Raw genomic sequence first — 22,566 nt, 5'->3', positions numbered from 1 at the left:
GGGGTGTTTCAGGCCGAGATGGCCGTGGATGCCGCAATGCTCTGCGAGGGGCCTTGCAGCCAGCGTGCGGCGGCGGCTTCGAGCACGGCGACATCGCCGCTGCTCTGCAGCAGCAGGCTGCCTTGGGGTGCTCCGCGTTCATCCGCAAGACGGCCTGCCGAAGTCAGCAGCCGTCGAGTCTGTTGCGCGACAGGTAAGCCGGTGTCGATGAAGCGCAGCGCGTCCGGCGCATGGCGGCGCAGTTCGTCCTTGACGAGCGGGTAGTGGGTGCAGCCGAGCACGACCGTGTCGACCTCGCCCGGAGCTTCGCCGAAGGGCCCGGCTTCCGCCATGTAGCGTGCGCAGAGCGCCGCGATCGACGGAAAGTCCATGCCCTCGATCGCCTTCACAAGTCCGTCGCATGGCACCGAGCGCACATCGGCCGATCCGGCGAACGAGTCGCGCAACGCGGCGTACTTGGCGCTGGCCAGTGTGCCCCTCGTAGCCATCACCGAGATATGGCCAGTGCGGCTGCTCGCCACGGCGGGCTTTAGCGCGGGCTCCAGGCCCACGATCGGCAGGTCAGGGTTCTCGGCCCGCAGCAGATGGATGGCTGCGGTCGTGGCCGTGTTGCAGGCGATCACGAGCGCCTTGATGCGGTGTTCCCGCACCAGGTGCTCGATCACCTTGCGCGAGCGCTCGATCACATACGCATCGCCGCGTTCGCCATACGGCGCATAGGCCGTGTCGGCGAAGTAGACGAAATGCTCGTGCGGCAGTTCGGCGCGCAGCGCGGCCTGCACGCTGAGCCCGCCCACGCCGCTGTCGAATACGCCGACCGGAAGCATCAGAAAACCTCCGTGCTGCGCACCGCGAACGGATGGGCGGTGCGCATCAGGCCTCTTCCATCATGATGGTCTTGAACTCGCCGCTGGCAATGCGCTTTTGCCACTCGGCCGGGCCGGTGATGTGTGCGCTGGTGCCGCCCGCATCGACCGCCACCGTCACGGGCATGTCGACCACGTCGAATTCGTAGATGGCTTCCATGCCGAGGTCCGCAAAACCGACGACCTTGGCCGTCTTGATGGCCTTGCTCACGAGGTAGGCGGCGCCGCCCACGGCCATGAGGTAGGCGCTCTTGTGCTTCTTGATCGCCTCGATGGCGACCGGGCCGCGCTCGGCCTTGCCGATCATCGCGATCAGGCCGGTCTGCGCCAGCATCATCTCGGTGAAGCCGTCCATGCGCGTGGCGGTGGTCGGGCCGGCGGGGCCAACGGCTTCGTTGCCGACCGGATCGACCGGGCCGACGTAGTAGATGACGCGGTTGGTGAAGTCCACCGGCAGCTTTTCGCCCTTGGCCAGCATGTCCTGAATGCGCTTGTGCGCGGCGTCGCGGCCGGTGAGCATCTTGCCGTTCAGCAGGATCGTGTCGCCCGGCTTCCAGCTTGCGACTTCGGCGGGCGTGAGCTTGTTCAGGTCGACGCGCTTGCTCTTCTTTTCGTCCGGCGCCCAGTTCACGTCGGGCCACAGGTCGAGCGACGGCGGATCGAGGTAGACCGGGCCGCTGCCGTCCATCACGAAGTGCGCATGGCGGGTGGCCGCGCAGTTGGGGATCATCGCCACGGGCTTGCTGGCCGCGTGCGTGGGGTACATCTTGATCTTGATGTCGAGCACAGTGGCCAGGCCGCCCAGGCCTTGCGCGCCGATGCCCAGGGCATTGACCTTCTCGTACAGCTCGATGCGCAGCGCCTCGACCTTGCTGAGTTCGGCACCCGATGCCTTCTTGGCCTGCAGCTCGTGCATGTCGAGGTCGTCCATCAGGCTTTCCTTGGCCATCAGCGCGGCCTTCTCGGCGGTGCCGCCGATGCCGATGCCCAGCATGCCCGGTGGGCACCAGCCCGCGCCCATGGTCGGCACGGTCTTGAGCACCCAGTCGACCACGCTGTCGCCGGGGTTCAGCATGACCAGCTTGCTCTTGTTCTCGCTGCCGCCGCCCTTGGCCGCGACCGTCACTTCGACGGTGTTGCCCGGAACGATCTCGGTGAAGATCACCGCGGGCGTGTTGTCCTTGGTGTTCTTGCGATCGAATTGCGGGTCGCCCACGACGGAGGCGCGCAGCGTGTTGTCGGGGTGGTTGTAGCCGCGGCGCACGCCTTCGTTGATGGCGTCGTCAAGGCTGCCGGTGAAGCCGCCCCAGCGCACGTCCATGCCCACCTTGAGGAACACGTTGACGATGCCGGTGTCCTGGCAGATCGGGCGGTGGCCCGTGGCGCTCATCTTGCTGTTGGTGAGGATCTGCGCGATGGCGTCCTTGGCAGCGGGGCTCTGTTCGCGCTCGTAGGCCTTGGCCAGGTGGGCGATGTAGTCGGTGGGGTGGTAGTAGCTGATGTACTGCAGCGCAGCGCTGATCGATTCGATCAGGTCGGACTGCTGGATCGTGGTCGTCATGGTGGGGGGCTTTTATTGGAGTGGGAAACGCCCCCGGATTATCTCAGTCGCCGTCTGTTGCGGTCTGTCCTGATCTCGTCGGGACCCCGTGCCTGTGCCTGTCACGGGGCTATAGGGTGTGAATGCGGGTTCATTCGGGGCACGTGCGAATGACACCGGGTGCTCCCCTCCGCGAATGTCCCCCGCTTCGCTCCTCCTTTATTTCGCTGCGGGGAGCACCCGGTGTCATTCGCACAGGGACACACTGCTGGTGATCCCACGATCAACGACTGCTCTGTCCAACGCTCACGTCGATACGGGGCTCTTTTTCGCGAAATAAAGGAGGAGCGAAGCGGGGGACATTCGCGAAAAAGAGCACCGTGTCGGCGTGAGCGTCGCCCTGAACAACAGCGCGCTCAACCAAAGAGGCTAACGAGCCGCAGCCCGAGCCTCCGCAATCCAGCCATCGAACAGCGCCTGATGCACCCGAATCCACCCGTCGGTGTGGCGCTCCACATCCTGCTGCGTATTCGCGCCCTGACTCATGCGCAGGTTCTGGGCGTTGATGTCGCTGATCGGCAGCTTCATCACCTCGAACAACTTGCCCGCCGCCGGGTTCTTCTCGACGAAGGCCTTGTTGGCGACGATCTGCTCCTGGTTGGCCTGGAAGCCGTAGTTCTTGCCGTTCGGCAACTGCGTGTCGACATTGCCGCCATCGCCCTGCGACGACGAGAAGGGCACCTGCAGCCACACCACGTCCGCACCCGGGCGCAGCACGGCGCTGACCCAGTACGGCGTCCACGTGTAGTACAGCACCGGCTTGTCCTGCTTGAAACGGGCAATCGTGTCGGCCATCAGCGCGGCATAGCTGCCCTGCTTGTGTGTGACGGTGTCGCGCAACTGGTAGGCCGTCATGTGGTTCTCGATGGCCAGCTCGCAGCCCCAGCCGGGGTTGCAGCCCGTCAGGTCGGCCTTGCCGTCGCCGTCCGCATCGAACAGCTTGGCAATCGCCGGATCTTTCAGCTGCGCGATGCTGGTGATGTTGTATTGCTCGGCCGTCTTGCGGTCGATCAGGTAGCCCTGCACCGCGCCTTCCGAATACACGCCCTTGCGCGACAGCTTGGCGTCGCCGCCGCTGTTCTTGTAGAAGTCGGCGTGCAGCAGGCTCCAGTGGTTGGCCATGAAGGTGGCGTCGCCGTTGGCGATGGCCAGGTGCTCGGTGGCGGGCTCGAGGTCTTTCATGGGCTCGACGGTGTAGCCGAGCTTTTCGAGCGCGCGCATCACGAGCAGCGTCTGGAACGCCTCCTCGGCGAGCGAGCTCTTCAACGGCAGCACGGTGACGCCCTTGCCGGGCAGCTCGCTGCCGGCCTGTGCGGCGAGGCTGAAGGCGACAAAGCCAAAGGCCAGCAGGCCGCGTGCGATGAGACTGGTTTTCTTCATGCGTTGGATTCCTTCGTGACCGCTCATTGCGCTTGTGTGGACAGGACAGGAGCGGGCTCGTTCGCTTGACGCGAAGGCGTACCCACCAGCCGCTGCAGCAGTCGCAGCGCAAAGCCGGCCGGGCCGGTATGCCACCAGCGGCGCCCGGCGCTGCGGCGCGACTTGCCCATGGCCTGCGTCAGCCGGTCGAGCGAGATCGCCAGCAGCACGATGCCCAGGCCACCCACGGTGGCCAGGCCCATGTCGAGCCGGCCGATGCCGCGCAGCACCATCTGGCCGAGGCCGCCGACGGCGATCATCGAGGCGATCACGACCATCGACAGCGAGAGCATCAGTGCCTGGTTGATGCCGGCCATGATCGACGGCATGGCCAGCGGCAGCTTCACTTTCACGAGCATCTGCCAGGGCGAAGCGCCGTATGCGCGCGCCGCCTCGATCAGGTCGGGCCGCACCTGGCGCAGGCCCAGGTTGGTCAAGCGCACCAGCGGGGCCAGCGCGAAGATGATCGTCACGATCACGCCCGGCACGTTGCCGATGCCGAACAGCATCACCACCGGCACGAGATAGACAAAAGCGGGCGTGGTCTGCATCGCGTCGAGCACGGGGCGCATCAGGCGCTGGGCCCGGTCGCTGCTGGCCAGCAAGACACCCAGCGGCAGGCCGATGACCATGCAGAACACCAGCGAGGTCAGCACCAGCGACAGCGTGACCATGGCTTCGGGCCAGATGCCCAGCATGGCCACCAGCAGCAGTGCAACCGAGGTGCCGATGGCGAGCGCGCGGCCGGCGAACTGCCAGGCCAGCAGGCCGATCAGCGCGATCATGGCCAGCGTGGGCAGTCCCGTCAGCAGGCTTTGCACCCAATTCAGCGTGCTGTCGATAGGCAGGCGCACGGTCTGGAAGAAAGGGCGGAAGTGTTCGACCACCCAGCCCAGGCCCTGGTTGATCCAGGACTCGACGGGCAGGGAGCCGTCCCACAGGCGATGCAAGTGAAAGCCGCCGGTGGTGGCATCGGCCGAACCGGCCAACTGGTGGGCTGCGTCGACGGGAGCGTCGAGCCAGGCGCTGGTCGAAGACGTGTCGGGCGCTGCGGACATGGCCTCCCACGGATCGATGGGCATGGGTGCCTGCGGCGGCAAGGCGGTGGCGGCGTCGTTCAATGGCGTGAATTCGGAAGGCAGTGCGGTGTCGTTCATCAAGAGGTCCTTCGAAGTCGTTCAAGCCACAGCGGCAGTGACGGGCGCGGGTTGCTGGGGCTGGTGCGCGGGGTCGATCGGCGGTGTGTCGCGATCAAGAAACTTCAGCAGCGTCGTCTTGCTGATCGCGCCGCAGAAGCGGCCGTCGCTTGCCACCACCGGCATCGCGCAAGGCGCCTGGCCCACCTGGCCGATCAGGCCGGCCACGGGGGCGTCGGCCTCGATCACGCCGAGGTCGTTCAGGAACGCATGGCGCAGGCCGAGCGGACCCGAATGCCCGTCGAGCGCCGAGCGCAGCGTGTCGGCCGACACGGTGCCCAGGTAGCGCTTGTTCGGGCTGGTCACGTAGGCGTAGTCGCGGTCCTGGTCTTCCAGCACCTTGAGGGCTGCGCGCGCACCGCGCTCGGGGTGCTCGCACACCACGGTGAGCGACTTGCGCGCGATGTCCGCCGCCTTGAACACGGCCGCTGCATCCACGCCGCGCACGAAGCTGCGCACGTAGTCATCGGCCGGGCTGCGCAGGATCTCGTCGGGCGTGCCGACCTGGATGACCTGTCCGTCTTTCATGATGGCGATGCGGTCGCCGATGCGCATGGCTTCGTCAAGATCGTGCGAGATGAAGACGATGGTGCGGCGCTGCTCCTGCTGCAGGCGCAACAGTTCCGATTGCATTTCGGTGCGGATGATCGGGTCGAGCGCGGAGAAGGCCTCGTCCATCAGCAGGATCGACGGATCGGACGCCAGCGCCCGCGCCAGGCCCACGCGCTGCTGCATGCCGCCCGACAGCTCGTCGGGGTAGCTGTCGCCCCAGCCCGCCAGCCCGACTTGCGCCAGCGCCTTGTCGGCCTGCGCAAGGCGCTCCTTCTTGCCGGTGCCCGAGAGGTCGAGGCCGAAGGCGGTGTTCTCGCGCACCGTCATGTGCGGCATCAGCGCGAACGACTGGAACACCATGCTGATGTCCTTGCGGCGCAGCGCGCGCAGCTTGGCGTCGGAGTGTTCGTTGATGTCCGCGCCGTCGATCACGATGCGCCCCGCAGTCGGCTCGATCAGTCGGTTCAGCAGGCGCACCAGCGTCGACTTGCCCGAACCCGAGAGACCCATGATGACGAAGATTTCTCCGGCCTGAATCTCGAAGGTGGCATCGAACACGCCGATCGACTGGCCCGTGCGCGCCAGGATTTCCTTCTTTGAAAAACCTTGCCGGACCAGTTCCAGGGCTTGCTCCGGCTCGTCGCCGAAAACCTTGAAGACGTGGTCGATGAGAATTCCTTTGGCCATACGCAGGGGGCTCCTTGTGTGAGGGTGGACACGGCACCGCCCCGAAGAGCGGCAACGGCCACGCCATCAGCCGATGGGGCTGCCCGAACAGAGCGCGTGATGAATGCGCGTGCAATGGCCCGGCGAGCCGCAAAGGCTGCCGACAGGCACTGAAGACGACATGGCGACGAAACCAGTGCCCGCCGGATGCTTCATTCGCAGAGCGACGGGCCTGGTCGAGGGGCGCCGCCTGGAAGAGCGTGACGTGGCAATGGGGCCGGAAAAATCCGGCCGGTTTTGCCGGGCTGGGCCCGGCGGATGAATGAACCTGGCACCGCGACGGGATTCAAGATCCGCGAGTAGTGCAGGTGAGACCTACAGCGTCATCAACATGACTTATAGGTCCTCGGAAGCCTCGAATCATAACTTTTTGGCATGACGACTGTCAACCTGGGAGGCGTAAGGTGATGTCAGCGGAGACGCAAAGTCCTCGTCAGATGCGAGCCATTCCTATCGGGCGATACTCGACGCCGCGCCCGGCGAGCGGGCGCGCTTTTTCCAAGACTGCGGAGCTTTTCTCATGACGACTTCCCCCAAGACCCGTGCCGAGCGCGACACCTTTGGCCCGATCGACGTGCCGGCCGACAAGCTGTGGGGCGCGCAAACGCAGCGCTCGCTGCAGAACTTCGACATCTCCGGCGAGCAGCAGCCGCGCGAGATCATCAAGGCGCTGGCACAGGTCAAGCGCGCATCGGCCGTGGTCAACCACGCGCTGGGCCTGCAGGACGCGAAGAAGACCCACGCCATCGTGGCGGCCGCCGACGAAGTCATCGCCGGCAAGCACCCGGGCGAGTTCCCGCTGGTGGTGTGGCAGACCGGCTCGGGCACGCAGAGCAACATGAACGTCAACGAGGTGCTGGCCAACCGCGCCAGCGAAATCCTCGGCGGCGAGCGTGGCGAAGGGCGCCTGGTGCACCCGAACGACGACGTCAACCGCAGCCAGTCGAGCAATGACGTGTTCCCGACCGCCATGCACGTGGCGGCCGTCGAGGCCATCACCCACAAGCTGCTGCCCGCCATCGCCAAGCTGCGCGGCACGCTCGACCAGAAGGCCAAGGACTTCGCCGACATCGTGAAGATCGGCCGCACCCACCTGCAAGACGCCACGCCGCTCACGCTGGGCCAGGAGTTCTCGGGCTACGTGGCGCAACTGGCGCATGGCGAGGCGCATGTGCGCGCGGCGCTGCCGCATCTGTGCGAACTGGCGCTGGGCGGCACGGCCGTCGGCACCGGTCTCAATGCGCCCAAGGGCTACGCGGTGCAGGTGGCAGCCGAGCTGGCAAAGCTCACGGGCCTGCCCTTCGTGACCGCGCCGAACAAGTTCGAAGCCATGGCCAGCGTCGATGCGCTGGTGCATGCGCACGGCGCGCTGAAGACGCTGGCGGCCAGCATGAACAAGATCGCCAACGACGTGCGTTGGCTCGCGAGCGGTCCGCGCAGCGGCATCGGCGAACTGAGCATTCCCGAGAACGAACCCGGCTCGTCGATCATGCCGGGCAAGGTCAATCCGACCCAGAGCGAAGCCGTCACGATGCTGGCCGCGCAGGTGTTCGGCAACGACGTCGCCATCAACATCGGCGGCGCTTCGGGCAACTTCGAGTTGAACGTGTTCCGCCCGATGGTGGCGCACAACTTCCTGCAGAGCGTGCGCCTGCTGGCCGATGGCATGGTGAGCTTCAACGACCACTGCGCCGTGGGCATCGAGCCGAACCGCGAGCGCATCACCGAGTTGGTCCAGCGTTCGCTGATGCTGGTGACGGCGCTGAACACGCACATCGGCTATGACAAGTCGGCCTATATCGCGAAGAAGGCGCACAAGGAAGGCACGAGCCTGCGCGACGCGGCGATTGCCTCGGGGCATCTGACGGCCGAGCAGTTCGACCAGTGGGTGGTGCCTGAAAACATGACGGGCCGTTGATCCGGCCAACCTCATGGCACCATGAAAAAAGGACCCGCGAGGGTCCTTTTTTGTTGCCGGCCGATCAGTAGCCGATGGTGTAGCGCTGGCGCGAGTGCGCGGGCTTTTCCAGCTCGTCGATGAACGCGATCGCGTAGTCCTCGAAAGTGATCCAGCTGCGGCCTTCGGCGCTCACCAGCAGGTCGTCCTTGCCCAGGCGGAACTTGCCGGTGCGCTCGCCTTCGACGAATTCGGCGGAGGGCGACAGGAAGGTCCAGTCGAGTTCCTTCTCGTTGCGCAGCGCGTCAAGAAACACGCCACCGGCCGAGGCTTCGGCGCGGTACGCATCGGGGAAGTTCGGCGTGTCGATCACCTTCAGACCCGGCGCTGCCAACAGGCTGCCGGCACCACCGACCACCAGCAGGCGCTTGACGCCCGCACGCTTGACCGGGCCGATGACGGCTGCGGGCGGCACGGTGGCGAAGTGCGCGGCGCTGAACACGGCGTCGTGGCCGGCCAGTGCCTTTTCGAGCGCGGATGCGTCGAGCGCATCGACGTCGACGGCCTTCACGTTGGCGCGGCCCGACAGCTTCTCGCTGGCCTTGCGGGCGATGGCGGTGACGGTGTGGCCGCGGCGCAGCGCTTCTTCGAGAAGGCGGCCGCCGGCGCGTCCGGTGGCACCAATGATGGCGATGTGGCTCATGAGGAACTCCTGTCAGAAAGAAAAGTGGAAGGGATGAGCCGCATCTTAGATTTCTGCTTTCGAAAGAAATACCTCGAATTGCGCGCTTCTTTATTTCTAAAATCGTTCATATGGATCGATTGAACGCAATGCGGGTGTTCGTGAACGTGGTGGATTCGGGCAGCCTCTCGGCTGCGGCCGACAAGCTCGACATGTCGCGTCCCGTGGTCACGCGTTATGTGGCCGAGCTGGAGCAATGGACCGGCGCGCGCCTGCTGCACCGCACGACACGCCGCCTGAGCCTCACTGCCGCAGGCGAAGAGCTGTTGCCGCGTTGCCGCCAGGTGCTGGAACTCACGGGCGATATGCAGGCCGCGGTGCGGCATCCGGCCGAGGCGCCACGCGGGCAGTTGCGCATCACCGCCAGCACTTCGTTCGCCCAAGCGCAGTTGGCCGAGGCCGTGGCCGACTATGTGCGGCTCTATCCGGGCGTGGCGGTCGACCTCGTGCTGCTCGACCGCGCGGTGAACCTGGTGGACGAACGCATCGACCTGGCCATTCGCGTCGCGGTCGAGATCGATCCCAACCTGATCGCGAGGCGGCTCACCGTATGCCGCTCGGTGGTTTGTGCCTCACCGGCCTACCTGAAGGAGCATGGTAAGCCGGTGCGCGTGGAGGAGCTGGCCCAGCGCAATTGCCTCACGCACTCCTACTTCGGGCGCAGCCTCTGGAATTTCACGCGCAAGGAAGATGGGGAGCCGGCGTCCGTGGCCGTGGGCGGCAACGTATCGACCAACGATGCGGCCAGTCTGATGTACCTGGCGCGGGCCGGGGCCGGCATCGCGATGCTGCCGACCTACCTGACGTCGGAGCTGGTGCAGGCTGGGGAACTGGTGCCGCTCTTTCCCGATTTCGAGCCGCAGGTGGTGGGCATGTATGCCGTCTATGCCTCGCGCAAACACATGCCGGCCACGCTGCGCACCATGCTCGACTTCCTGGCCGAGCGCTTCACCGAAATGCCTGCGTGGGACATGCCGCGCGCGGGGTAGGGCGAAGCAGCAGGCGCTTCGCCGGTGAAGGATCAGTGAGGAGCGCCGCCTTGCGACGCGTTCGCCGTCATCAGCTTGTCGGTGTAGGCGATGGCCATGGCCGAGAGCAGGAAGGCGATGTGGATCACCGTCTGCGCAATCAGCACGCGGTCGGTGTAGTTGTCCGCGTTGATGAAGGTCTTGAGCAGGTGGATCGAGCTGATGCCGATGATCGCGGTGGCCAGCTTCACCTTGAGCACCGAGGCGTTCACGTGGCTCAGCCACTCGGGCTGGTCGCGGTGGCCTTCCAGGTTCATGCGGCTCACGAAGGTCTCGTAGCCGCCCACGATCACCATGATCAGCAGGTTCGAGATCATCACCACGTCGATCAGCGCCAGCACCACCAGCATGATCACCGTCTCGTTGAGGGCGCCGACCGGTGCCGTCGTCTTGTAGCCGATGCTGGTGATCAGGGCCTGCAGCGCGGTCTGGCTGCCGAACGCGGCTTCGACCAGGTGCAGCAGCTCGACCAGGAAGTGCATCACGTACACCGCCTGTGCCACGATCAGGCCCAGGTACAGGGGCAGTTGCAGCCAGCGGCTCGCAAAGATCAGCCGGGGCAGCGGCCCCATGGGCGCGTTCCGGCGGGCGGGCGGGTTCAGAGGGTCGAAAGGATCGGGCGCGGACATCGGGTGGAGGTTCGTGGAAGACCGGCGATTCTAGGGGTGCCCCCGTGTCGTACTCGTGATAACCCCGCGAACTAACATCGGGCCGTCAGTAGCCCGTAAGTGGGCCCGCCGACATTACGGCCGCATCCATCCAGGAGACAAGAGAATGAGCAGCGCATCGAAGAACATTGAATCCGTCCTGGTCGAGAACCGCGTGTTCCCGCCCGACGCCCGCGCCACCGAAGGCGCCCGAATTTCCGGCATGGCCGCCTATGACGCGCTGTGCAAGGAGGCCGAACAGGACTTCGAAGGGTTCTGGACCCGGCTGGCCAAGGACAACCTGCAGTGGACGAAACCGTTCACGAAGACCCTCGACGAGTCGAAGGCCCCGTTCTACGAATGGTTCGGCGACGGCGAGCTCAATGCCAGCGCCAACTGCCTCGACAGGCACATCGGCACCCCGGTCGAGAACAAGACAGCCATCGTCTTCGAGGCTGACGACGGCACCGTCACCAACGTCAGTTACAAGGAGTTGCTCGGCCGCGTGAGCCAGTTCGCCAATGCGCTCAAGGCCGCCGGCATCCAGAAGGGCGACCGCGTCGTCATCTACATGCCGATGACGGTCGAAGGCGTGATCGCCATGCAGGCCTGCGCGCGCATCGGCGCCACCCACAGCGTGGTGTTCGGCGGCTTCTCGGCCAAGGCGCTGCAGGAGCGGATCATTGACGCCGGCGCGGTGGCGGTCATCACCGCCAACTACCAGTTGCGCGGCGGCAAGGAACTGCCGCTGAAGGCCATCGTCGACGACGGCATCGCACTCGGCGGCTGCGAGTCGATCAAGACCGTGTTCGTGTACGAGCGCACGCCCACCGCATGGAACCGCGTCGAAGGCCGCGACAAGACCTTCACCGAAGCGCTCAAGGGCCAGAGCACCGATTGCCCGCCCGTGCCGGTGAACGCCGAGCATCCGCTCTTCATCCTCTACACCTCGGGTTCCACCGGCAAGCCCAAGGGCGTGCAGCACGCCACCGGCGGCTACCTGCTGTGGGCCAAGCTCACGATGGACTGGACCTTCGACATCAAGCCCGAAGACGTGTTCTGGTGCACCGCCGACATCGGCTGGATCACCGGCCACACCTACGTCGCCTACGGCCCGCTCGCGGCCGGCGCCACGCAAGTGGTGTTCGAGGGCATCCCGACCTTCCCGCATGCGGGCCGCTTCTGGCAGATGATCGAGAAGCACAAGGTGTCGGTGTTCTACACCGCGCCCACCGCCATCCGCTCGCTCATCAAGGCGGCCGAGGGCGACGAAAAAGTGCATCCGAAGAACTGGGACCTGTCGAGCCTGCGCATCCTCGGCTCGGTCGGCGAGCCGATCAATCCCGAAGCGTGGATGTGGTACCACCGGAACATCGGTCATGAGAAGTGCCCGATCGTCGACACCTTCTGGCAGACCGAAACCGGCGGCCATGTCATCACGCCGCTGCCGGGCGCCACGCCGCTGGTGCCGGGCTCGTGCACCTTGCCGCTGCCGGGCATCATGGCTGCCATCGTCGACGAGACCGGCAAAGACCTGCCCAATGGCGCGGGCGGCATGCTGGTCATCAAGCGGCCCTGGCCCTCGATGATCCGCACCATCTGGAACGACCCCGAGCGCTTCAAGAAGAGCTACTTCCCCGAGGAGATGGGCGGCACGATTTATTTGGCCGGCGACGGCGCGGTGCGCAGCGCCGACCGCGGCTACTTCCGCATCACCGGTCGCATCGACGATGTGCTGAACGTCTCGGGCCACCGCCTGGGCACCATGGAAATCGAATCGGCGCTGGTCTCCAAGACCGACCTCGTGGCCGAAGCCGCGGTGGTGGGGCGTCCCGACGACGTGACGGGCGAGGCCGTGTGCGCTTTCGTCGTGCTCAAGCGCAGCCGCCCGACCGGCGAAGAAGCCAAGCAGATCGCCAATGAGCTGCGCGCCTGGGTTGCCAAGGAAATCGGCCCGATCGCCAAGCCCAAGGACATCCGCTTCGGCGACAACCTTCCCAAGACGCGCAGCGGCAAGATCATGCGGCGCCTGCTGCGCAGCATCGCCAAGGGCGAGGAGATCACGCAGGACACCTCGACGCTGGAAAACCCGGCAATCCTCGAGCAGTTGTCAGAACGCCTGTAGGACGTGGCCGCCTGTCCGTCCGGCAGCGCCGGGCGGGCCCTTTGCCTGAGGTAAAACCATCGGAGTCACCGCGCGCCTTGATGCGCGCGGGCGTTTCCGATGTGTTCGATCTTTCCGAAGGAGGCCCCCATGGGCGTGAGATCCGCTTTCCTGTTCGTCATCGTGCTGCTGATCGCAGCGCTCGCCGCACTGAACTGGGGGACGCTTTCGGCGCCCACCGATGTGTGGCTGGGCTTCATGACCGTCTCGGCGCCGCTGGGGCTGATCATGCTGGGGCTCACGGGCGTGCTCGCGGCCTTCTTCCTTGTCTATGTGCTGTACCTGCACAGCTCGGTGCTGCTGGACACCAAGCGCCACACGAAGGAAATGCAGGTGCAGCGCGACCTCGCGGACAAGGCTGAAGCCTCGCGCTTCACCGAGCTGCGCAACTTCCTCGAAGCACAGGAGAACCAGCACATGGCCCACAACGCAGACCGTCACACGGCGCTGCTGTCGCGCATGGATCAGCTTGAGACCGCAGTCCGGCTGCGCTCGGACCAGACCGACAACACGGTGGCCGCGCACATCGGCCAGCTTGAAGACCGCATCGAGCGCCGGCCGCTGCCGCTGGACATCAACCCGCAGGGTTGATGGGGATTACTTCGTCGACAGAACCCAGGCGGCCAGCTTCTTCGCGTCCGCTTCGCTGACCTGGTTGTTCGCCGGCATCGGCACCGGCCCCCACACGCCGGAGCCGCCCTTCATGATCTTGCTGGCGAGCGTGTCGACGGCGCCCTTGTCGTCCTTGTATTTCGCGGCCACGTCCTTGAACGACGGCCCGAGCACCTTGCGCTCGACCGCATGGCAGCTCATGCAGTTCTTCGACGTGGCCAGGGCGAGATCGGCGAAGGCGGGGGCTGCGACGCCGAGGCCCAGGGCGACCAACAACAGGACTCTTTTCATGGGGGGTATTTCGTAAGGGCTGGGTTACATTCGATGCAACGCGATTGTAGGTAGCGCCGTGCACCGGCGCCCGGATGCGTTGCCACAAACCCCGGGGGATTCGCGATGTTGTTTTTGCTGCTGGGCCTGCTGGGCATTGCCCTGAAGTACTTCGCAGTCGGCATGGTCGCCGGCTGGAGCTGGTGGATCGTGCTGTCCCCGTTCGCGATGGCTGTCGCGTGGTGGGCCTGGGCCGATTCTTCGGGCTACACCAAGCGAAGGGTCATGGAGCGGGAAGACAAGCGCAGGCAGGCGCGCATCGACCGCCAGAAGACCAACATGGGCATGAAGACCAGCAACGGTCAGCCCCCGCGCCGCTGAACGCGGCGCCGCCTTAACGGCCTGACAAACCCGCGCTCCATGCCGAAAGAAGGTGCGCCATGGATGACCAAGCCGCCACCCGCGCACTGCTCGTCTTCGGCTTCTCGCTGTTGGTTGGGCCGGCCATCGGCGGGCTCGTGGGGTGGCTCAAGACTTTTTTCTGGGGCGTCGGCGTCGGTGCGCTGTTGATCGGCTGCGCGGGCCTGTACGGTGCGGTCTCGGTCGGCTGGCATCGCTACCAGTCGATTGCCGGCACGGCCAGCGTGCAGGGCAGCCTGGTCGAGTTCGTGGAAGAACGCAGCAAGGACAGCAACGGCCGCACCATCGTCACGCGCGCGCCCATCGTCGAATACACCGCTTCCGATGGATTGAAGCGCCGCGTCAAGGGACTGGGCGGTGGCCTGGCCGACAAGGAGTGGGGCGACCCGGTGGAGGTGCGCTACAGCAAGGCCGACCCGGCGCAGGCGTTGGTGGCCGATTTCCAGAACATGTGGGGCATCGTCTGGGGGCTTGGCATCTTCGGTGGATTCCCGACGATGTTCGGCCTGTTCTTCATGGGCATGGCGATCCGGGAAAGTCGCCACCAGGACGGGCGACGGTTGGTGCGCGAGCCCACGCCGGCGCAGCAACGCTGGCGCACGCGCGGCACCGTGCTCGCCAACTTCGTGTTTCTCGCGGGCTTCGCGCTCGTGTTCTTCTATCCCGACCCGAACCCGGCGAAGCAGTTCGGCGCGGGCTTCATGACCATCGGCGCCGGGGCATTGCTGCACTTCATCGTGCAGAGCCTGCCACCGGCGACGGATTTCCAGTTCCGCAGCATCCTCGCAATCGTCGGCCTCGGGTTTCTGGCCTTCGGCTACGGCGCGTGGATGATGGCGTAATCAGAACTTGTCGAGCACAGCGCCCGAGCTGGCGCTCGATGCGTTGAACGCGAACTTCGCTTGCACGCCACGCGTGTAGCGCGGCGCAGGGGCCTTCCAGCCCTCGCGGCGCTTGGCGATCTCGGCTTCGGGCACGTTCAGTTCAAGCACCAGCTTGTGCGCGTCGATGGTGATCGAGTCGCCTTCGTTCACGAACGCGATGGTGCCGCCGGCCGCCGCTTCAGGTGCCACGTGGCCCACGACCATGCCCCAGGTGCCGCCCGAGAAGCGGCCGTCGGTGATGAGGCCCACGCTTTCGCCCAGGCCCGCGCCGATGAGTGCGCCGGTAGGTGCCAGCATTTCAGGCATGCCCGGTCCGCCCTTGGGGCCGAGGTAGCGCAGCACCATCACGTCGCCCGCGACGATCTTGCCGTCCAGGATGGCCTTGAGCGCCGATTGCTCGTCGTCGAACACACGCGCCGGGCCGGTGATGACCGGGTTCTTCAGGCCGGTGATCTTGGCGACAGCGCCTTCAGGCGACAGGTTGCCCTTCAGGATCGCGAGGTGGCCTTCGTCGTACATCGGCTTGCCGATGGGGCGGATCACGTCCTGGTCGGCGCGCGGCACGTCGGGCACGTCCTTGAGCACTTCGGCGATCGTCTGGCCGCTGATGGTGATGCAGTCGCCATGCAGCAGGCCCGCGTTCAGCAGCACCTTCATCACTTGCGGAATGCCGCCGGCCTTGTGCAGGTCGACCGCGAGGTACTTGCCCGAGGGCTTCAGGTCGCACAGCACCGGCACCTTCTTGCGCATGCGCTCGAAGTCGTCGATGGACCATTCGACTTCGGCTGCGTGCGCGATCGCCAGGAAGTGCAGCACCGCGTTGGTCGAACCGCCGGTGGCCATGATGACCGCCACGGCGTTCTCGATGGCCTTCTTGGTCACGATGTCGCGTGGCTTCAGGTCTTTCTTGATCGCCTCGATCAGCACCTTGGCCGATTCCTTGGCCGAGTTGGCTTTTTCGTCGTGCGGGTTCGCCATGGTCGACGAGTAGGGCAGCGAGATGCCCAGCGCCTCGAACGCGCTCGACATCGTGTTGGCCGTGTACATGCCGCCGCACGAGCCCGTGCCGGGAATGGCGCGCTTTTCGATCTCGTGCAGGTCTTCGTCGCTCATGTTGCCGGCGGCGTTCTGGCCCACGGCTTCGAACACGCTCACGATGTTCAGGTCTTGCCCCTTGTAGCGGCCCGGCAGGATCGTGCCGCCGTACACGTAGATGGCCGGCACGTTGGCGCGCAGCATGCCCATCAGGCCGCCGGGCATGTTCTTGTCGCAGCCGCCGACCACCAGCACGCCGTCCATCCACTGGCCGCCGACGCAGGTCTCGATGCAGTCGGAGATGACTTCGCGGCTCACCAGCGAGTACTTCATGCCTTCGGTGCCCATCGCCATGCCGTCGGAAATGGTGGGGGTGCCGAACACCTGCGCGTTGCCGCCGGCTTCCTCGATGCCCGCGATGGCCGCGTCGGCCAGCTTCTGCAGGCCCGAGTTGCAGGGCGTGATGGTGCTGTGGCCGTTGGCGACGCCGACCATCGGCTTCTTGAAGTCGCTCTCTTCGTAGCCCATGGCATAGAACATCGAGCGGTTGGGGGCGCGGCTCTTGCCTTCGACGATGTTGGCGCTGCGGCGATTGATCTGGATTGGCTTGGTGTCCATGGTGTCTCTTGTGTCGTGGGGAGATCGAGGGGAGCGCCAAGTATCGGACTTCTGATTGATTGGTTCCAATCCAATTTGAAGCATGGATTGATATGCTCGGCATATGAATGAAGTCCTGATCGACCTGCGCGCATGGCGCCAGTTCGTCGCCGTGGCCGAAGAACTGCACTTCGGCCGGGCGGCGCTGCGGCTGCACATGACGCAGCCGCCGGTGACGCAAGCCATCGCCCAGCTTGAAAAGACGTTGGGTGTGGTGCTGTTCGACCGCACGCGCCGGCGCGTGGCGCTCACGCCCGCTGGCGAGGCGCTGCTGCCCGACGTTCGCGAGCTGCTGGCGCGCGCGCAGGCGCTGCCCGCGCGGGCTCGTGCCGCAGCGGCGGGACAGGTGGGGCGTGTGCGCATCGCCTTCGTTTCGACCGTCGGCTTCGAGCAGTTGCCGGCCTGGGTGCGCGAGTTCCGCGTGCTGTGTCCCGAGGTGGCGCTGGAGCTGGTCGAAGCCACCGGCGACGTGCAGCTCGAAGCCTTTGCGCGCGGCGAGATCGATGCCGGGCTGATGCTGCATTCGCCCGGCGCGGCGCCGCCCGGATTGACGCGGCTGGCCGTGTCCGAAGAGCCGCTGGTGCTGGCGCTCCCGGCCCGGCATGCGCTGGCCCGCACGCAGAAGTTGTTGCTGGCCGATGTGCTGGCCGAGCCGCTGGTGATCTTCCCGCGCCGCATCGTGCCGTCGCTGCATGACGCGATCTTCGGGCTCTATCACGCGGCGGGCCGTGTGCCTCAGCTCGCGCAAGAGGCCATCCAGATGCAGACCATCGTCAACCTCGTGTCGGGCGGCATCGGCGTGGCCTGGGTGCCGGAGAGCGTCACGCAGTTCCGGCGCGCGGGCGTGGTGTATCGCCGCGCCGCGGAATTCGCGCCGGCCGCGCGGCGGCGCAGCGCACCGGCGCTGCCCGTCTGCGAAACCAGCCTCGTGTGGCCCGAAGAGGCGAACAACCCGGCGCTCGCGCGCTTCGTGGCGTTCGTGCGCGAGCTCAAGCTATAAACGGCGGCGTCGGCGCCGCGTCGGTGCGCTCGAAGAAGAGAAGAAGAACCGCATGAAAACCGCATCCTCTTTCATCGTCCGTTGCACATTGGCAGTGGCCGCCTTGTGCGCAATGGCCGTGCAGGCGCAGCCTGCGGCACCGCAGTTCAAGGACTATCCGGCCGATGCGCCCTACACCGGAGCGAACCACGCACTGGTCATCGACAGCGAATTCGCCAAGCTCTTCCGCACCCGGCTCAGGAACGCGCTCGAGTCGAGCAAGCCGGACTTCGCAGGCCGCTACATCGTGGTGCGCTGGGGCTGCGGAAGCGGCGGATGCAACATGGGCGCGGTGATCGACGCGACCACGGGGCGTGCCACCCAACTGCCGGTGGTGCTCTCGAGTGCGTACCCGCTGAAGCCCGAGTTCGAGAAGGAAGACGGGCAAGAGCTCATCTTCAAGCGCACCAGCCGCCTGATGGTCTTTGCGGGCGACCTCAACATTGAGCAGCCGGAAGGCGGCAGCGGGGACACGGTCGCGTTCTACGAGTTCGCCAACGGCAAGTTCAAGCTGGTCAAGAGCCTCCCGTACGGCCGCAAGGATATGAAGGCGCGCTGACCGCGCAAGACGCGGAGACCTGATCGATCAGGCGCTGAGCGAGTCGGCCAGCAGCGTTTCGAGCCAGCCCGCGAAGGCCTGCATCCGACGCGACAGGTTGCGCCGGTGCGGATACACCAGATGCACCGGCAGCGGCTCGGCGCGCGCATCGGGCATCACCTCGATCAGTTCGCCGGCTGCCAGATGCTCGCGCACGTCGTAGGCGGGAATCTGGATCAGGCCCAGCCCCGCCAGTGCGCAGGCGATGTAGCTCTCGGCGTTGTTGGTCGTCACCTGGCTGCGCAGGCGCAAGGTGTGGGTTTCACCGTCGCGCCGCCATTCCCACGGCGCCGCGCGACCGCTGGTCGGCGAGGCGTAGTTGACCGCGATGTGTTGCGGCAGATCCGCAGGCGTGCGCGGTGCGCCGTGTTGCGCCAGGTAGGCCGGGCTCGCGCAATTGATCAGCGTGAAATGCCCGAGCGGCCGCGCGACAAGGCTGCTGCTCGCCAACGGCCCGACGCGCAGCGCGCAGTCGACGCCTTCGAGCACGAGGTCCACCGCGCGGTCGCTCGAACCCAGTTCCAGCTCGATGCCCGGAAAACGCTCGAAGAAACCCGGCAACGCCGGCGCAATCAGCCGCCGCGCGATGCGGCTCGGCACATCGACCTTGAGCCGTCCGCTCACATGGCCGTGCGCGGGCAGAAACTGCTGCTCGATGTCTTCCATGTCGGCCACCAGCGCGCGGGCCCGCTCCAGCATCACTTCGCCATCGGGCGTGAGGCTCACGCGCCGCGTGGTGCGGTGAAGCAGCCGTGAGCCCAACCGCGTTTCGAGCTGCTGCACGGCCGTCGAGATGGTGGCGCGCGGCAGGCCCAGCCGGTCGGCGGCGCGCGTGAAGCTGCCGGTTTCGGCCACGCGCAGGAAGACCTGGAGGAGGTCGATGCGGTCCATTCGCTGTTTGCCTGATTGTTCGTGATTTATTGAACAGTCTAGCCTTGGATCATTGATTTATCCGGCTATCGGCGACCAATAGACTCCAACTCGCAGTCACACATTCACCTCAGCTCACCTCAAGGAGTCCATTCATGTCCGCACGCACACTCAAGAACAAGGTCGCCGTCATCGCCGGCGGTGGCAAGAACCTCGGTGCCCTGATCGGCCACCAACTGGTCGATGGCGGCGCCCGCGGCATCGCCATTCACTACAACAGCGACGCCTCGCGCGCCGACGCGGAAGCCACCGCCGCCGCGCTCAAGGCCAAGGGCGCCGACACGCTGCTGGTGCAGGGCGACCTGTCGGTGGTGCAGAACAACATCCAGTTGTTCGACCAGGCCGTCAAGCACTTCGGGCAAGTCGACATCGCGATCAACACCGCTGGCGTGGTCATCAAGAAGCCGATCCTCGATGTCACCGAGGCCGACTATGACAAGAGCTTCGACGCCAATGCCAAGGCGGCTTTCTTCTTCATCCAGCAGGCCGGCCGCACCCTGGCCGAAGGCGGCAGCATCGTGTCGATCGTGAGTTCGCTGCTGGCGGCCTACACGCCGTTCTATGCGATCTACCCGGGCTCGAAGGCGGCAGTGGAGCACTTCACGCGCGCGGCATCCAAGGAGTTCGGCGAGCGCGGCATCTCGGTCAACGCGATCGGCCCGGGCCCCATGGACACGCCGTTCTTCTACGGCCAGGAAAGCAAGGAAGCCGTCGAATACCACAGCAGTGCCGCCGCGCTGAGCAAGTACTCGAAGAAGGGCTTGACCGACATCGAGGACATCGCGCCCATCGTGCGCTTTCTCGTCACCGAAGGCTGGTGGATCACGGGCCAGACGATCTTCGCCAACGGCGGCTACACCACCCGCTGATCCGGCAAGATGCCGCCTGAAGGACAAACGACATGCACACGATCATGGTGATGGGCGGCGGCTTCGTGCTGCTGGTGGTGTTTCTTCTGGCCGGTCGCTTCATGGGCGACGGCTCCGCGCTGGCGCTTGCCACGGCGGCCAAGTGGTTCATTCCGGCGTGGTTCATCGGCGCCGGCATCAACATGGCCGTGGGCGTGATCAAGGCGGGCTATTCGGTGGCCGAAGAGCTGCCGATCTTCCTGCTGATCTTCGCGGTGCCGGCCGTGGTGGCGGGCCTCGTGTGGTGGAAGTTCGGGCGCTGACATTGCCCTGAATGTCCCCGTGCCGGCCCCGACATTCAGGCCGGGCACAATCCGCGGATGCTCATGTATCCGCAGATCAATCCCATCGCCCTGCAACTGGGGCCGGTGGCCATCCACTGGTACGGCCTGACCTACCTGGCCGCCTTTGCGCTGTTCTACTTTCTCGGCACGCGCCGGCTGCGACATGAGCCGTACCGCTCGCTCGTCGGTGCGGGTGCCTGGCAGCGCAAGGACATCGAGGACATTCTTTTTCTAGGCGTGATGGGCGTCATCGTCGGTGGCCGGCTCGGCTACTGCCTGTTCTACAAGCCCGAGTTCTATCTCACGCATCCACTCGAAATTTTGTACGTGTGGCAGGGCGGCATGAGCTTCCACGGCGGCATGCTGGGCGTGATCGGCGCGATGGTCTGGTTCTCGCATTCGCGGGCGCGGCCGTTCTGGCAGGTGATGGACTTCGTCGCACCCTGCGTTCCAACCGGCCTGGCCGCGGGCCGCGTGGGCAACTTCATCAACGGCGAACTCTGGGGCCGCTTCAGCAGCCCCGACCTGCCATGGGGCATGGTGTTTCCGCAGAGCGGCTCAATGCTGCCGCGCCACCCCTCGCAGGTCTATCAGTTCCTGCTTGAAGGCCTGCTGCTGTTCGTGATCATGTGGCTCTATGCGCGCAAGGAGCGCAAGCAGGGGCAGGTGGCTGCGGTGTTCCTGATCGGCTATGGCGCGCTGCGTTTCTTTGCCGAGTACTTCCGCGAGCCCGACGATTTTCTCGGCCTGCGCGCACTGAGCCTGAGCCAAGGGCAGTGGCTCAGCGTGCCGATGGTGATTGCCGGCATCGCGCTGTGGTTCTGGTTCGGCCGCACGAAGACTGTCGCTGCTCGGGCCTGAGTTCGTCGGTTTCTCAGGGCCTGTCCTGAGGCCGCCTTTGTTTTTGGGCGCTGCTGTTCAGGGCGACGCTCACGCCGACACGGTGCTCTTTTTCGCGAATGTCCCCCGCTTCGCTCCTCCTTTATTTCGCGAAAAAGAGCCCCGTATCGACGCGAGCGCTGGACAGGGCGGTGGTTGATCGCAGGATCACCAGCAGCGTGCTCTGTGCGAATGACGCTGGGTGTTCCCCGCAGCGAAATAAAGGAGGAGGGGCGCGCAGCGCCCCGGGGGACATTCGCGGAGGGGAGCACCCAGTGTCATTCGCACTCGCCCCGAATGAACCCGAACCCCGAACGCACGCGCCCCAAACAAACTGAGCAGCAATACCGGCACCTCGACGACTGCTTGCGTGTCCCCAAACAGATAGTGATGAAGAAGTTCTCAGGGTAATTCCGGGCCGGGCAACCGCCGCCCGGCACTTGCGCTGCGTGCCCGTGGTCCTCACAATTACGCGTAATTACAGGAAATTACGCCGAGCCGCCCAAGGTCATCGCTTCAAATTCCCATGCGCCTGGTCCCCAACTCCCTGCACGACGAAGTCGCCGCCACGCTGCGCGAGCAGATCTTCGACGGCACGCTGCCCCCCGGCAGCTTCGTGGACGAGACGGCCCTGTGCGAACGGCTTTCCATCTCCCGCACGCCACTGCGCGAAGCACTGAAGGTGCTCACCGCCGAAGGCCTGCTGCGGCACGAGCCAAGGCGCGGCTGCTTCGTCAACGAGGTCACCGAGCGCGACCTCGATGAAATCTTTCCCGTCATCGCGCTGCTCGAAGGCCGCTGCGCTTACGAGGCCGCCCGTAACGCGAGCAATGCCGAACTGCATGAACTCGACGCGCTGCACGAGCGCCTGGTGCGCCACGCCAAGGCACGGCGCATCAACGACTACTACGCCACCAACCACATCATTCACGAGGCGATCATCAAGCTCGCCGACAACAAGTGGCTGGCGCAGGTCATCGGCGACCTGCGCAAGATCCTCAAGCTCGCGCGGCTGCAGCAGTTGCATGCGACGGGCCGGCTCGACCAGAGCCTGTCCGAGCACCTGGCCATCTTCGCGGCCCTGAAGGCGCGCGACAGCGAAGGCGCCGATGCCGCCATGCGCACGCACATGACGCGCCAGCGCGAGGCGCTGCGCGAAGTCATGCAGCAACAGAAATCCAGGGTGATGCCATGACGCTCGATCGTCGTCACG

22 protein-coding genes are annotated in these 22,566 nt (G+C 65.7%); 12 read left to right on the top strand and 10 right to left on the bottom strand.

Annotated elements, in window-relative coordinates:
* Positions 1 to 8 precede the first annotated feature (8 nt).
* From murI to proV, 5 genes are all read right to left on the bottom strand, one after another.
* Positions 9 to 827: a glutamate racemase gene (murI, locus tag ACSFB7_RS13065; protein ID WP_435470669.1), complete on the bottom strand. Its 819-nt coding sequence runs from the start codon at positions 825 to 827 to the stop codon at positions 9 to 11.
* A 46-nt stretch (positions 828 to 873) separates the two neighbouring features.
* On the bottom strand, positions 874 to 2,427 hold the full coding sequence (locus tag ACSFB7_RS13060) for a fumarate hydratase (RefSeq protein ID WP_435470667.1): 1,554 nt from the start codon (positions 2,425 to 2,427) through the stop codon (positions 874 to 876).
* 408 nt (positions 2,428 to 2,835) lie between these two features.
* Complete coding sequence (gene proX, locus ACSFB7_RS13055; RefSeq protein WP_435470665.1) at positions 2,836 to 3,846, bottom strand: glycine betaine/L-proline ABC transporter substrate-binding protein ProX; 1,011 nt, start codon at positions 3,844 to 3,846, stop codon at positions 2,836 to 2,838.
* 23 nt (positions 3,847 to 3,869) lie between these two features.
* Positions 3,870 to 5,042, bottom strand: coding sequence for a glycine betaine/L-proline ABC transporter permease ProW (proW, locus tag ACSFB7_RS13050; RefSeq protein ID WP_435470663.1), 1,173 nt, complete (start codon positions 5,040 to 5,042; stop codon positions 3,870 to 3,872).
* A gap of 21 nt (positions 5,043 to 5,063) precedes the next feature.
* On the bottom strand, positions 5,064 to 6,320 hold the full coding sequence (gene proV / locus ACSFB7_RS13045) for a glycine betaine/L-proline ABC transporter ATP-binding protein ProV (protein ID WP_435470661.1): 1,257 nt from the start codon (positions 6,318 to 6,320) through the stop codon (positions 5,064 to 5,066).
* Positions 6,321 to 6,879: 559 nt separating this feature from the next.
* Here proV and fumC point away from each other — a divergent pair.
* Complete coding sequence (gene fumC, locus ACSFB7_RS13040; protein WP_435470660.1) at positions 6,880 to 8,277, top strand: class II fumarate hydratase; 1,398 nt, start codon at positions 6,880 to 6,882, stop codon at positions 8,275 to 8,277.
* A gap of 64 nt (positions 8,278 to 8,341) precedes the next feature.
* Here the strand turns inward: fumC and ACSFB7_RS13035 are convergent, their stop codons facing one another.
* On the bottom strand, positions 8,342 to 8,959 hold the full coding sequence (locus tag ACSFB7_RS13035; protein WP_435470658.1) for an NAD(P)-dependent oxidoreductase: 618 nt from the start codon (positions 8,957 to 8,959) through the stop codon (positions 8,342 to 8,344).
* A gap of 110 nt (positions 8,960 to 9,069) precedes the next feature.
* On the opposite strand from ACSFB7_RS13035, the gene ACSFB7_RS13030 reads away from it, so the two are divergent.
* A complete protein-coding gene (locus tag ACSFB7_RS13030; RefSeq protein WP_435470656.1) occupies positions 9,070 to 9,987 on the top strand; it encodes a LysR family transcriptional regulator in 918 nt (305 codons plus the stop codon).
* A gap of 32 nt (positions 9,988 to 10,019) precedes the next feature.
* On the opposite strand, the gene ACSFB7_RS13025 is transcribed toward ACSFB7_RS13030, so the two are convergent.
* Positions 10,020 to 10,655 carry a YqhA family protein gene (locus tag ACSFB7_RS13025; protein WP_435470654.1) on the bottom strand — a complete coding sequence of 212 codons (636 nt, stop codon included), beginning with the start codon at positions 10,653 to 10,655 and terminating at the stop codon, positions 10,020 to 10,022.
* A gap of 145 nt (positions 10,656 to 10,800) precedes the next feature.
* Between ACSFB7_RS13025 and acs the strand changes: the two genes are divergently transcribed.
* Both acs and ACSFB7_RS13015 read left to right on the top strand, forming a co-directional pair.
* The gene (gene acs / locus ACSFB7_RS13020) at positions 10,801 to 12,798 is read left to right on the top strand and encodes an acetate--CoA ligase (RefSeq protein ID WP_435470652.1); all 1,998 of its coding nucleotides are present in this window, start codon (positions 10,801 to 10,803) and stop codon (positions 12,796 to 12,798) included.
* A gap of 129 nt (positions 12,799 to 12,927) precedes the next feature.
* Entirely contained in the window at positions 12,928 to 13,428 is a 501-nt protein-coding gene (locus ACSFB7_RS13015) for a LapA family protein (RefSeq protein WP_435470650.1), read from the top strand.
* A 6-nt stretch (positions 13,429 to 13,434) separates the two neighbouring features.
* Here the strand turns inward: ACSFB7_RS13015 and ACSFB7_RS13010 are convergent, their stop codons facing one another.
* A complete protein-coding gene (locus tag ACSFB7_RS13010) occupies positions 13,435 to 13,740 on the bottom strand; it encodes a c-type cytochrome (protein WP_435470648.1) in 306 nt (101 codons plus the stop codon).
* 105 nt (positions 13,741 to 13,845) lie between these two features.
* On the opposite strand from ACSFB7_RS13010, the gene ACSFB7_RS13005 reads away from it, so the two are divergent.
* On the top strand, positions 13,846 to 14,100 hold the full coding sequence (locus tag ACSFB7_RS13005; RefSeq protein ID WP_435470646.1) for a TIGR04438 family Trp-rich protein: 255 nt from the start codon (positions 13,846 to 13,848) through the stop codon (positions 14,098 to 14,100).
* Positions 14,101 to 14,159: 59 nt separating this feature from the next.
* Positions 14,160 to 14,981, top strand: coding sequence for a DUF3592 domain-containing protein (locus ACSFB7_RS13000; RefSeq protein ID WP_435470645.1), 822 nt, complete (start codon positions 14,160 to 14,162; stop codon positions 14,979 to 14,981).
* On the opposite strand, the gene ilvD is transcribed toward ACSFB7_RS13000, so the two are convergent.
* Entirely contained in the window at positions 14,982 to 16,676 is a 1,695-nt protein-coding gene (gene ilvD, locus ACSFB7_RS12995) for a dihydroxy-acid dehydratase (RefSeq protein ID WP_435470643.1), read from the bottom strand.
* Positions 16,677 to 16,779: 103 nt separating this feature from the next.
* Between ilvD and ACSFB7_RS12990 the strand changes: the two genes are divergently transcribed.
* Positions 16,780 to 17,715: a LysR family transcriptional regulator gene (locus ACSFB7_RS12990; RefSeq protein WP_435470641.1), complete on the top strand. Its 936-nt coding sequence runs from the start codon at positions 16,780 to 16,782 to the stop codon at positions 17,713 to 17,715.
* Between the two features lie 52 nt (positions 17,716 to 17,767).
* Entirely contained in the window at positions 17,768 to 18,313 is a 546-nt protein-coding gene (locus ACSFB7_RS12985; protein WP_435470639.1) for a hypothetical protein, read from the top strand.
* 27 nt (positions 18,314 to 18,340) lie between these two features.
* Here the strand turns inward: ACSFB7_RS12985 and ACSFB7_RS12980 are convergent, their stop codons facing one another.
* Positions 18,341 to 19,243, bottom strand: coding sequence for a LysR family transcriptional regulator (locus ACSFB7_RS12980; RefSeq protein ID WP_435470637.1), 903 nt, complete (start codon positions 19,241 to 19,243; stop codon positions 18,341 to 18,343).
* A 134-nt stretch (positions 19,244 to 19,377) separates the two neighbouring features.
* On the opposite strand from ACSFB7_RS12980, the gene ACSFB7_RS12975 reads away from it, so the two are divergent.
* The 4 genes from ACSFB7_RS12975 to ACSFB7_RS12960 all read left to right on the top strand — a co-directional run bounded on the left by ACSFB7_RS12975 (position 19,378) and on the right by ACSFB7_RS12960 (position 22,548).
* On the top strand, positions 19,378 to 20,151 hold the full coding sequence (locus ACSFB7_RS12975; protein ID WP_435470635.1) for an SDR family oxidoreductase: 774 nt from the start codon (positions 19,378 to 19,380) through the stop codon (positions 20,149 to 20,151).
* A 32-nt stretch (positions 20,152 to 20,183) separates the two neighbouring features.
* The gene (locus ACSFB7_RS12970) at positions 20,184 to 20,453 is read left to right on the top strand and encodes a hypothetical protein (protein WP_435470633.1); all 270 of its coding nucleotides are present in this window, start codon (positions 20,184 to 20,186) and stop codon (positions 20,451 to 20,453) included.
* 57 nt (positions 20,454 to 20,510) lie between these two features.
* Positions 20,511 to 21,335, top strand: a complete 825-nt coding sequence (gene lgt / locus ACSFB7_RS12965; protein ID WP_187110689.1) for a prolipoprotein diacylglyceryl transferase — start codon at positions 20,511 to 20,513, stop codon at positions 21,333 to 21,335.
* Positions 21,336 to 21,879: 544 nt separating this feature from the next.
* On the top strand, positions 21,880 to 22,548 hold the full coding sequence (locus ACSFB7_RS12960) for a GntR family transcriptional regulator (RefSeq protein WP_435470631.1): 669 nt from the start codon (positions 21,880 to 21,882) through the stop codon (positions 22,546 to 22,548).
* The last annotated feature ends 18 nt before the right edge of the window (positions 22,549 to 22,566 follow it).

This window comes from Variovorax raffinosi (genome assembly GCF_051216615.1).
Lineage (GTDB): Bacteria > Pseudomonadota > Gammaproteobacteria > Burkholderiales > Burkholderiaceae_C > Variovorax.
This window is presented reverse-complemented; position numbering and strand designations above follow the sequence as displayed.

Excerpts from the sequence above, each read along its gene's own strand:
- ACSFB7_RS12985 (WP_435470639.1), top strand. The coding sequence starts at position 17,768 with ATGAAAACCGCATCCTCTTTCATCGTCCGTTGCACATTGGCAGTGGCC.
- fumC (WP_435470660.1), top strand. The coding sequence starts at position 6,880 with ATGACGACTTCCCCCAAGACCCGTGCCGAGCGCGACACCTTTGGCCCG.
- ACSFB7_RS12980 (WP_435470637.1), bottom strand. The coding sequence starts at position 19,243 with ATGGACCGCATCGACCTCCTCCAGGTCTTCCTGCGCGTGGCCGAAACC.
- lgt (WP_187110689.1), top strand. The coding sequence starts at position 20,511 with ATGCTCATGTATCCGCAGATCAATCCCATCGCCCTGCAACTGGGGCCG.
- ACSFB7_RS12960 (WP_435470631.1), top strand. The coding sequence starts at position 21,880 with ATGCGCCTGGTCCCCAACTCCCTGCACGACGAAGTCGCCGCCACGCTG.
- ACSFB7_RS13005 (WP_435470646.1), top strand. The coding sequence starts at position 13,846 with ATGTTGTTTTTGCTGCTGGGCCTGCTGGGCATTGCCCTGAAGTACTTC.
- murI (WP_435470669.1), bottom strand. The coding sequence starts at position 827 with ATGCTTCCGGTCGGCGTATTCGACAGCGGCGTGGGCGGGCTCAGCGTG.
- ACSFB7_RS13030 (WP_435470656.1), top strand. The coding sequence starts at position 9,070 with ATGGATCGATTGAACGCAATGCGGGTGTTCGTGAACGTGGTGGATTCG.
- ACSFB7_RS13000 (WP_435470645.1), top strand. The coding sequence starts at position 14,160 with ATGGATGACCAAGCCGCCACCCGCGCACTGCTCGTCTTCGGCTTCTCG.
- ilvD (WP_435470643.1), bottom strand. The coding sequence starts at position 16,676 with ATGGACACCAAGCCAATCCAGATCAATCGCCGCAGCGCCAACATCGTC.
- proV (WP_435470661.1), bottom strand. The coding sequence starts at position 6,320 with ATGGCCAAAGGAATTCTCATCGACCACGTCTTCAAGGTTTTCGGCGAC.
- ACSFB7_RS13025 (WP_435470654.1), bottom strand. The coding sequence starts at position 10,655 with ATGTCCGCGCCCGATCCTTTCGACCCTCTGAACCCGCCCGCCCGCCGG.
- ACSFB7_RS13060 (WP_435470667.1), bottom strand. The coding sequence starts at position 2,427 with ATGACGACCACGATCCAGCAGTCCGACCTGATCGAATCGATCAGCGCT.
- ACSFB7_RS12990 (WP_435470641.1), top strand. The coding sequence starts at position 16,780 with ATGAATGAAGTCCTGATCGACCTGCGCGCATGGCGCCAGTTCGTCGCC.
- acs (WP_435470652.1), top strand. The coding sequence starts at position 10,801 with ATGAGCAGCGCATCGAAGAACATTGAATCCGTCCTGGTCGAGAACCGC.
- ACSFB7_RS13035 (WP_435470658.1), bottom strand. The coding sequence starts at position 8,959 with ATGAGCCACATCGCCATCATTGGTGCCACCGGACGCGCCGGCGGCCGC.
- proW (WP_435470663.1), bottom strand. The coding sequence starts at position 5,042 with ATGAACGACACCGCACTGCCTTCCGAATTCACGCCATTGAACGACGCC.
- ACSFB7_RS12970 (WP_435470633.1), top strand. The coding sequence starts at position 20,184 with ATGCACACGATCATGGTGATGGGCGGCGGCTTCGTGCTGCTGGTGGTG.
- ACSFB7_RS12975 (WP_435470635.1), top strand. The coding sequence starts at position 19,378 with ATGTCCGCACGCACACTCAAGAACAAGGTCGCCGTCATCGCCGGCGGT.
- ACSFB7_RS13010 (WP_435470648.1), bottom strand. The coding sequence starts at position 13,740 with ATGAAAAGAGTCCTGTTGTTGGTCGCCCTGGGCCTCGGCGTCGCAGCC.
- ACSFB7_RS13015 (WP_435470650.1), top strand. The coding sequence starts at position 12,928 with ATGGGCGTGAGATCCGCTTTCCTGTTCGTCATCGTGCTGCTGATCGCA.
- proX (WP_435470665.1), bottom strand. The coding sequence starts at position 3,846 with ATGAAGAAAACCAGTCTCATCGCACGCGGCCTGCTGGCCTTTGGCTTT.